This window comes from Polynucleobacter sp. 71A-WALBACH (assembly GCF_018882365.1).
Lineage (GTDB): Bacteria > Pseudomonadota > Gammaproteobacteria > Burkholderiales > Burkholderiaceae > Polynucleobacter.
The window spans coordinates 1,229,353-1,239,246 of record NZ_JACVOP010000001.1; the positions used below are offsets into that span (position 1 = coordinate 1,229,353).

Sequence of the window (9,894 nt, forward strand, 5' to 3'; positions counted from 1 at the left end):
TAGCTTTACACCCGCAGCGAACTACAACGGCGCGATCCCGGTCATTACTTACACCTTGAGCGATGATGCTGGCCTCACCGCCGGTGATACCTCGACCTTAACGATTACCGTCAGCCCAGTAGACGATAGCATTACTCTAAAAGTTGTTGCTTGCAACGCGGACGGTACAACTGTCCTAGGTGCAATCAATAGTGGTGCAGAAGGCACAAGCTTGCATTACAAGGTACTCGCTTATGGACCAGATGGCACTACGGTAGTTACTGGCCTTGATGGTACTGCCGATGTGAGTGTTACCTTTACCAACGGAACGTCCTCCAGTGCTGATTACAGCGCCACTGTAGCGACAGTAAAAGTAGGTGCAGTATTTGATGCCACCTTAGTCGATGATTACTTTAAAGATAGTGGTGAGACCTATACCGTCAGCTTGACCGGTGCAATGCCAATCCAGTCTGTATATGAGGCAGTCACACTCTCAGACAGTACAGTAACTTCTACAATTACCGATGAAACTGCCAATGATGTTCCCGAAGACCTATCCTCATATGATGACAACGATCGGGTAACCTTAACCCTGGTCTCAACTGATGCATCTGGCAATATTATCAATGGGGGAACTGGTAACTCTGCATTTGAGGGTGGCTCAGCATATTACAAGGTAATTGCCCTTAATGATGCTGGAAATGTAGTCTCGGGTGTTGCTGGCACTATTGGAATTTCATATACGGATATCACTACATCATCGGCAGATTACACAACGCCCACAACAACGTCAGATATTGGCACTGTTTTTCAAATTAATGCTAGATCTGATGGTGTAACGGAGATAGCAGCAGAATCACTAAACGTATCGCTTGTTGATGCAAGCTTTAATAATGCATCTTTGTATGAAAATATTGCATATTCTGGTGTAGTCACCACTACGATTGGAGACGCAATTACTGTTTCCGATGTTGTGGTAAATGAGGGCAATGGAAACTATGCAACCTTTGTGGTGAATTGGTCCAGTACTGCAAATAACAAGGCAATTACACTTAATGTGTCTAATGCCATAAGTTCTGGTGTTACTGCGCTTGCGGGGTCGGACTATGTTGCTAACATTGAATATAGGCTAAATGGAGTTGGTAGCTGGATTAGTTTAAGTAATGGTAATACCGAAGTCTTCACTCCTAGCTCTGCTGGATATGCTGAAGTAAGGGTTGCAATAAAAGATGATGTCTTGGCTGACGGAAATGAAACATTCAAGCTCACCGCTAGCTTTACAAATGGATCAACTTACAGATCTACGGGAACAGCAACAATCATTGACGAGACCGCCAATGATAATGATGGCGCAGGCACTCTTTCTGATAATGATGTTGCCTACACATTCAAATTAGTAGCGGTGGACTCAAGTGGTGTAGTCCTGAGCAATATCTCAGCTAATTCAATGGGAGAAGAATCGGGAAGCCCTGGAAATTCTGCTTACTATAAAGTAATAGCAGTTGATGGAGCTGGAGTTGCGCTTGGATCCCAGCCTTCGGGTAAGGTCATTGTTGCTATTGGCGACCAGCAAGATACGGCAACGCCTAGCTTTGATTACACCTCAGATATGCGAAGAGAGGTAGATATTGGAACAAGATTCTCTGTTACCTCAGTCAACGATACCCAGAAAGATACCGGAGAAACTTTCAAGGTTAGCTTGATTTCTGGAACATTCAGCGATGCTGAAACTTATGAAAAAATAGCTTACGACACAAATCAAGTTACAACAACAATTACTGATAATGATACTAATCCTGCTGTCCCAATAGCCAAGCCCTATGTGCTGGATATTGTTGAGGGGGCCAGTCCCGGCGCCTCTCAGAGTCAGTCTATTAATACAAATCTAGTTATTGTTATTGACGTATCTGGAAGTATGGGCACAACAGATTCGGGAGCATCCAAAACCAGGCTGACTTATGCCAAGGAGGCTGCGAGCGCATTAATTGATAAGTACGCAAGTCTTGGAAATGTAAGCATCCAAGTTGTTTCATTTTCATCTACAGCTACCAATAAGAGTGGCAGTATTTGGGTAAATTCGGCAACTGCTAAATCTCAGATTGGTGCATTATCTACTGGCGGCTATACAAACTATGATCGGGCAGTCGATTCAGTGATGAGTACGGTAAAGTACACTGCGCCTGGAGTCCAGGCCGGAGCTCAAAATGTTTCATATTTCCTTTCCGATGGAGCGCCTACAGAAGATAGCGCTGGCGTAAGGAATACCTCATTTGGTATGACTGTCGGTTCATCTGCGTATGAGAATCAAGATATAGGCATCCAATCTGGGGAAGAGTGGTCTTGGAAAAACTACCTTAATAGTAATTCGGTAGTTTCTAATGCAATTGCGATTGGTAAGGGTATGACAGTCGCAAGCACTACGTATTTAGATCCAATTGCCTGGAATGGAGCAACTGTTAGCAACTCTAATGCCACATTAGTTAGTGATATTTCTACGCTAACGGCAACTATAGTCCCAGCAACTCCAGCGCCTTCCGCTGCCTCATATTCATATAATTTATTAGCGCAAGCTCAAGCAGAGGCTGGTCCTGACGGATGGCTGGATGGCACTCATAAGTTAGTCTCCGTTCATTACGGCAGCAACACCTATATTTTCAGTGATGCTAGCCCTACATATACATTTAATATTCAGGGCGGTAGCTTACAAATTAGTCAGGATGGTTCTTATACTTTCTCTGCTACCACCACTGATACTAAAGATAATTTGAGCTCGATTATCACCTATACAATTCAAGATTCTAAGTTTGATGTTGGTGGGGACAATATCAACTCTTTGTACAACACCTCAACTAGCACATTCACAATCAATATCCTTGATCGTAGCGATCCTGTTGCTATTAATGATATAAATTTTGCAGCATTAGGGGGAAATAATTCAACAACGATTTTGCAAGATTTTGAAGGTGCATTTTCACCTTCCCAAGTCAGTAGCTTAATAACCCCCGAGATTTTGACATTAGCAAATAAGGATTTATGGTTAAGGACCCCGACTGGTAAGGATGACTCTTACTCAGTTGTCTCTTCGGGTGGAGGGGCGTCTTCTTCGGATAAGAGCTTGAAGATTACGGAAGGCAGCGGAGACCCATCTCAAGTTGTCACCCCTGAATTTAGGATTGCTTCAGCCTCTGCCTCATCGCCTGCGTCAGTAACTTTTGATTTTGAATCAGCAACATCCTTTAGGTCTGGGGATAGCCTTTCCTATCAGTTATACAGAGCAAGTAGCTCTGGAGGTACTTATGTTGCACTAGGATCGCCGATCGTAGTTGCTGCTACTAGTGCCGACCTCAGTATTTCAGTGACTGAATCCGGTTTTTATCGCCTACTAATATCGGTGGATGATTCTGGTTCTGGCACAGTATCTGCATACATTGACAATATTAGAGTGTTGCAGAATACAGCCATTAATGCTGTTGGCAATATCCTCGATAATGATGCTCCAGGCAGTGAAGGTGCAGCTCTATCGATTCAGAATGCAGCTGGAACGTGGGCTAATATTACTGGTGCTACAACTGTAGTTATGAATTACGGGTCGCTTGCAATTGATCAAACTGGCGCGTATGCATACACACCGAAGAATGCTTCGGGGGTTAATAATTTTGAATCGATTAACTATAAATTGACCCAGCCTGATGGTGACGTAGTTAGCAGCAAATTGAATATTTATCTATTTGATGCTGTTATCCCATCCAGTCTGACTGGAGTCACGGCTAACGTTATTGGTACATCAGGTAATGACACCTTAACAACGACAAATACTGGCGGAGCTATTTTATTTGGTGATGCTGGTGCCGATATCATTTCTGGTAATTCTGGCAACGATTTACTTGTAGGCGGTGCGAATGCCGATACGCTATCTGGAGCTGCTGGTGTTGATGTTTTAGTTGGGGGAGCCGGGGCAGATAGATTTATATTCTCCGCAGGCGATAGTGGTCAAACAAATCTTTTGGCTGATCAAGTCAACGACTATACCGTTGGTGCTGTTGGTACCGCGGATATTATTGATTTCAGTTCATCACTGACTATAGGTGGTTCTTCAACCAATGCCTCTTCCTCAGAGGCCAAAATCGATCAATCCTTTGGAGCTGCAAGTTTTGCAACTGGTTCTGGAACTACTTTGGCGGACGCCTTATCCGACATTACTACAAGATTCACAGCGACTACCGATACTGCTGGTGAGTTTGCTTTTTTCAAAGTCAACGGCACAGGTGATTACTACCTATTTATTTCTGATGGTAGCGCTGGTGTAGGTGTTAATGACGTATTGATTAAGTTGGTTGGCGTAACCGCCATTACTGCCATTGATCTTACTTCTGGCAACTTAACGATAACAAAAGGAACATATAACGGTACAGTTGTTTCTCCTATTGCGATTGATTTAAATCAGGATGGAATTCAATATCTCAATAAACAAGCCCAAGTAGTTTATGACTACACCGGTCAAAATTTACTACAATCAACCGCCTGGGTATCATCATCAGATGGCTTGTTAGCTCTGGAGTTACCGGGTAATGAGCTGAAAATTAGCTTTGCTACCCAAGCAGGAGAAACCGACCTTGAAGGCCTTGCCAAAGTCTACGATACTAATCGCGACAATGTCTTTGACGCCAAAGATGCTGGCTTTAATGACTTTGGTATCTGGCAAGATGCTGATAGCGATGGCATTGTTGATGCTGGAGAGTTTTTATCCCTAGCCGACCGCGGTATCGTTAGCCTGTCTTTAACCTCCGATGGAGTGATTCATACGGCGGCTGATGGCGATGTCTTAATCTATGGCCAAACAACTTACACCATGACCGATGGCAGTACTGGTATTGCCGAGGACGTTGGATTCGCAGTTGGAACTACCGTTGGCGATCAGGGTGATAGTGTCCAAGATGTCTATCAAATCGCTTCTGTTGCAGAGGGCGTACTCGTGATTGATGACTTCAATATCAGTGATGGTGATCGTGTTGATTTATCTGCGATTCTCAATCCAGCGGATAGCGTTCAGTCCACTATTACTATCGATACCGATGGATCTACTAGCTCTCATTCAACTATTACAGTCAATATTGGCGGTGTGGACTACGAAGTGGCCACTCTTTACGGTAAAGAAATCGGCGTGCCAGATGCACTTGGTGTTCATGCAGGCGGATCCTCATTAAGCGATGCTTTGCAAGGAGCTAGCTGGACTGACGTAGTTGATATCTCAAGTGATCATGGAGGCCCTGCATCGATTTCTGCGGCAGGTGGTTCTCTCACGAACAGCTATAGCAATGAAGCTGGAGATTGGACTGTACAAATCAAGTCAGGTACGGCTACTATTGATGCAGAGAATAAGCAGATTAACTTCACAAGCGATCATGCGGGCAATGAAGCCATTATTACGACGGCTGACGGCACTTCACATGAGATAAGTAACGTAGATAAGATTCTGTGGCATTGATACATCATGGCAAAAAACGTGGGTAAGAAGTTGAACGCTGGGGGAGCTAGCGTAAAAGCTGGCCCCCTCAAGAAAACGGCAGCCGCAAAGAAGGCTAAGAGTAATGCGTTACCTAAAAGGGCATCCAAAACACCAATGTCTATCAGTATCAATAGCTCGCATACTCCATCTGAACTACAGGCAAAGCTGATTAGCGCTGAGAAGCTTCACCTCAAGGGTCAACTGAAAGAAGCGTGGGCCTTCTATCAGGAGATCTTGCACCAAGAACCTAATCACTACGCTGCTATTCATGGGATGGGTCTTATAGCTGCGCAGATAAAGAGCTTTCCCATGGCAATTAAGTTATTTAAGAATGCTATTGCAGTGGATGATAGTAATCCAAGAGCCTACTGCAACCTAGCTAATTCACTAGCGGCTGAGGGTAATAGAGAGTTGGCTCTTAAAAACTATGACAAAGCCATATCCATCGATCCTGGATATGTAGATGCCATTAAAAACAGAGGCATTGTTCGGGCAGGGCTAAAGGAATATAAGAAAGCCTTGGCAGACTTTGCCAGAGTACTTGAGCTATCACCTGGATATTGGCGAGCCCATATTTACGCAGCCAATGTGTTGATTTCTATGGGCAAGTTAGATAAAGCGCTACATGCATATGATCTGGGCCTAGCTGCAAATCCCAATAGTGCCGCTTTATGCAATAACTTAGGAGCAATACTATGCTCGCTGGGCCGATTTAAGACTGCTTTGCCTAAGCTAGACAGGGCGATTAAAATCAATCCCCAGTATGCCGAGGCCTTCAATAACAGGGCAGTGGCTCTAATCGGCTTAAAGCGTAATCAAGATGCCTTAGTCAATTACGATCAGGCGTTAGCTATAAAGCCTGAGTATCAAGATGCCATGGTGGGGAAGGCAAAACTTCAGGAGAGCATGGGACTATGAGAAAGAAAATCCTAAAAGAACGCGCCGAAAGATTAAAGGCTAGCTTTCCGGTGACGACAGCCGGTGGCATAAGTGGCCAAATGACAGATATCAGTTCTGCTGGGATCCTTATTGAACTACCTGAAAAGCAAGAGCCAGGATCTGTGATTTCTTTCTGGGTAGAGTTGGATACCCCTGGAGGAGTATTGAAATTGGCGTATGAAGGTGAAGTTGTGAGGGTATCGGAAGAGGACGGCAAGGTAAGAGTCGCCGCCAAACCAATCACTCACAGTATTGAGTAGTAATTATTGAGCCTTAGAATTAAGACGCTCAATCATCTCAGGCATCAGTAGAGCAAGGTTTAGGGTGCATCTCAGCATTTTCCATTTTTTGGAATTTTCAACAAAACACATAAAGCTCTATGCGGTTGCGTACCGCTAGTTTGTCGTAAATTGACGCTAAGTGATTACGCAAAGTGTGTTCACTGATATGAAGGCTTTCAGCGACCGATGGGGTGTTTGAGCTTTCACCGGGATATTGGCGAGCCCTTATCTATACAGCTAACGTGCTGATTTCTATGGGAAAGCTAGATAAGGCCTTACATGCTTATGACCTAGGCTTGGCTGCCAATCCCAATAGGTGCAGCTTTGTGCAATAACTTAGGCGCTATCTTGTGTTCGATGGGTCGATTTAAGACTGCCTTGCCTAAGTTAGATAGGGCAATCAAAATTAATCCCTAATATGCTGGGGCCTTTAATAATAGAGCGGTAGCGCTGATTGGTTTAAAGCGCAATAAAAATGCCTTAGTGTCAATTACGATCAGGCGCTAGCCATTAAGCCTGAGTATTAAGATGCATTAAAGGGTTGGGAAAAGTTAGTTGCAGGCGTAATGCAATCCTTAAATGAACGACCTTGATTTTCTGAAATGAAGGTCTTCAACATCAACCCAAGTAAAGGTATTGCTTGGGTTTTTTATTGCAAAAAATACCAATTAAAAAATTTATTGAATTCTACTATCTGGCCTAGTAGTTAAAAGCTAATTTCATTTCAAAAAGATTGCATGGCTTCTACTAAATAAATCGGTAGTAGTAGCGCATTTGATCTAGATCAAATGCCAATATTCTTTCCAGTATGACTAAAACTGGTTTAGCACGAAAAAACATATCAAGAGAGCGATCTCCACGAGTGAAAGCTAGCTTCCCAATGACTGTTGCGGATGGCGGAACAGGGGTAACAAAAGATATCAGTGCTACAGGAATCTATTTTGAGGTTAACTCAAAACAAGAAGAGGGAAACGTAATTTCTTTCTGGGTGGAATTAGATACCCCAGGCGGAAAGTTGAAATTAGTGTGTGAAGGTGAAATTGTCAGGGTTGAAGAAGATGGTGGCAAGACAAGAGTCGCCACCAAAATCATTAGCCAAGAAATTGAAGCTTTAATAGTTTAGAAATAACAACATTTAATTAATTCATAGAAATCGCATAACAGATTCAGGAGATTTAAAAAATGGCAACCGTTCCAGATACTCTAGTTGTTAGTTCAATTACATCTAGCGCTAGCGCAAAAGAAGGGGAGTCTCTTTCATTCGCAATAAATACATCCAGGGCTACTGCTGATACTTGGGTTCGTTTTCAATTAACGGGCACAGAAACAGATATTTCAATCGCTCTAAATAGTAAATTACGACTAGTGGATTCTGCTACAAACACTTATGAAGTCTTGGTGAAAAAAGGGGAAACATCTGGTCAGATCACCATAAAAAATAAAAGCGATAATATTTTTGAAGGCAACAAAACTCTGGGTATTGCTGTCAGTGATTACGTCGGAAATTCCTATGGTGTTGCGGGTAATCAGATCTCTAAGACAACTACCATCCTAGATGATGAGGATATTCCCAAGGTAACACTTAAGAGCACTGGTGAGTCAGTTAGTGAGGGTAGTGTTGGGCACTTTACTATCAATTTGGATCATCTTTCCTCAGAGCCTACTACGGTGACAATGCAGCTCAGCGGCAATGCTTTAGTGCTTGCAAAATCGGGTGGTTTAAGTGTTGGCGGTCAAATGCTCGAGATTTCTGCCAACGGACAAGTGACAGTCACGATTCCTAAGCTTACTTCTTCACTTAACCTAGATGTTAATTTTGGCAATGATCAAGTGTTTAGCGGCGACAAGTCGCTTTCAGCAAAAATCATTGCAGCAAATGCGAATTCGACACCATTGAAAGTTTCTAGTAGTGGTGATGACGGCTCGGCAAGTATCAAGGTGAAAGATGTGCCCCCAACTGTCAGTATTAATGTTACAGATGCCGGTGCAACAGTAATTGAAAAAGGTGATGTTCACTACAAAATCAGCCTGAGTACTCCTTCTACATCTGACACGGTTGTGAAGTTTTCAATTAACGGCACTGCAACAAAAGCCCTCGATTTTTCAATAGCAGATCCCTCAGTGAAATCTACTATTGAAGATGGCAAAACCTACTACATTTTAATCATTCCAAAAGATAAGTCAGAAGCAACTTTTTTAGTTCGCACTAACGAAGATTTTATAAAGGAAGGTGGCGAAACTGTCACCGCAACCATTACTTCTGCAAAAACCAATGGTGTTCAATTGGTCGCATCCTATGATGATGACCATGATGGTGAAGATCATGACGATGATCATGATGATCATGATGATAAAAGTCATTCTACGACTCTAGCGCCATCATCTAATCTTTCAGCCACTGCAACAATCACTGATTTCAATCATGAAGCCAAATTTGATAATGGCTCAGGTAAAGATCAAGATTCTGTGACAGAAGATGCAAGTGAAAATACGCTTAGCGCTAATGGTGTATTAACGGTTACAGATTTGGATGTAAATGAAGCGAAGATTGATTCAACTATTGCACCTGTTGCTAAGGGTCAAACTTTAGGAAGCCTTACGATTGATGCTGATGGCAAATGGAGTTATTCAGTAGATAACTTAAAGGTTCAATACCTCACCTCTGGCGAGTCAAAAGACGAGATCTTTACCGTTACAAGTTTAGATGGTACAAAACATGACATCACTATCAAGATTGTGGGCACTAATGACGATCCAGTCATTAGTGGCGATGCTAGTGGTAGCGTGACCGAAGATGCTGTCACTCTGACCACTACTGGCACACTGACTTCTGCTGATATTGATGGTGGCGAGGCTACCTGGAGTATTACTGGTAACGCTACTGGTACTTACGGCTCCTTAGCATTAGATGGCAATACCGGTAAGTGGACTTACACCTTGGCTAATGGCACCAATGGCACTGCTAGCGCAGTGCAATCCTTGGCAAAAGACGCAGAAGTGAACGATACCTTTACTGTGAAAGTAGACGATGGTAAGGGTGGTGTTGATGCTCAAGTAGTGACTATCAAGATTGTGGGCACTAATGACGATCCAGTCATTAGTGGCGATGCTAGTGGTAGCGTGACCGAAGATGCTGTCACTCTGACCACTACTGGCACACTGACTTCTGCTGATATTGATGGTGGCGAG

The 9,894-nt window shown here is 43.3% G+C and carries 7 protein-coding genes; 6 read left to right on the forward strand and 1 reads right to left on the reverse strand.

What is annotated here, in order from left to right; translation table 11 throughout:
- From ICN42_RS06245 to ICN42_RS06255, 3 genes are all read left to right on the forward strand, one after another.
- The coding region (locus tag ICN42_RS06245) for an S-layer family protein (protein ID WP_216252286.1) at nucleotides 1–5,464 on the forward strand (5,464 nt) is incomplete at its 5' end.
- A gap of 6 nt (nucleotides 5,465–5,470) precedes the next feature.
- Entirely contained in the window at nucleotides 5,471–6,403 is a 933-nt protein-coding gene (locus ICN42_RS06250; RefSeq protein WP_216252288.1) for a tetratricopeptide repeat protein, read from the forward strand.
- The gene (locus ICN42_RS06255) at nucleotides 6,400–6,684 is read left to right on the forward strand and encodes a PilZ domain-containing protein (protein WP_216252291.1); all 285 of its coding nucleotides are present in this window, start codon (nucleotides 6,400–6,402) and stop codon (nucleotides 6,682–6,684) included. The genes ICN42_RS06250 and ICN42_RS06255 overlap by 4 nt, the downstream gene beginning before the upstream one ends.
- A gap of 97 nt (nucleotides 6,685–6,781) precedes the next feature.
- Here ICN42_RS06255 and ICN42_RS12020 read toward each other — a convergent pair whose 3' ends face one another.
- On the reverse strand, nucleotides 6,782–6,934 hold the full coding sequence (locus ICN42_RS12020) for a LuxR C-terminal-related transcriptional regulator (protein WP_216252970.1): 153 nt from the start codon (nucleotides 6,932–6,934) through the stop codon (nucleotides 6,782–6,784).
- Nucleotides 6,935–7,029: 95 nt separating this feature from the next.
- Here ICN42_RS12020 and ICN42_RS12025 point away from each other — a divergent pair, with 95 nt between their 5' ends.
- The 3 genes from ICN42_RS12025 to ICN42_RS06275 form a co-directional block, all read left to right on the forward strand.
- Nucleotides 7,030–7,122, forward strand: coding sequence for a tetratricopeptide repeat protein (locus ICN42_RS12025; RefSeq protein ID WP_216252293.1), 93 nt, complete (start codon nucleotides 7,030–7,032; stop codon nucleotides 7,120–7,122).
- Nucleotides 7,123–7,513: 391 nt separating this feature from the next.
- Nucleotides 7,514–7,828, forward strand: coding sequence for a PilZ domain-containing protein (locus tag ICN42_RS06270; protein ID WP_255539262.1), 315 nt, complete (start codon nucleotides 7,514–7,516; stop codon nucleotides 7,826–7,828).
- 59 nt (nucleotides 7,829–7,887) lie between these two features.
- Nucleotides 7,888–9,894 (forward strand): VCBS domain-containing protein (locus ICN42_RS06275; RefSeq protein ID WP_216252299.1); only part of this gene is annotated, 2,007 nt, incomplete at its 3' end.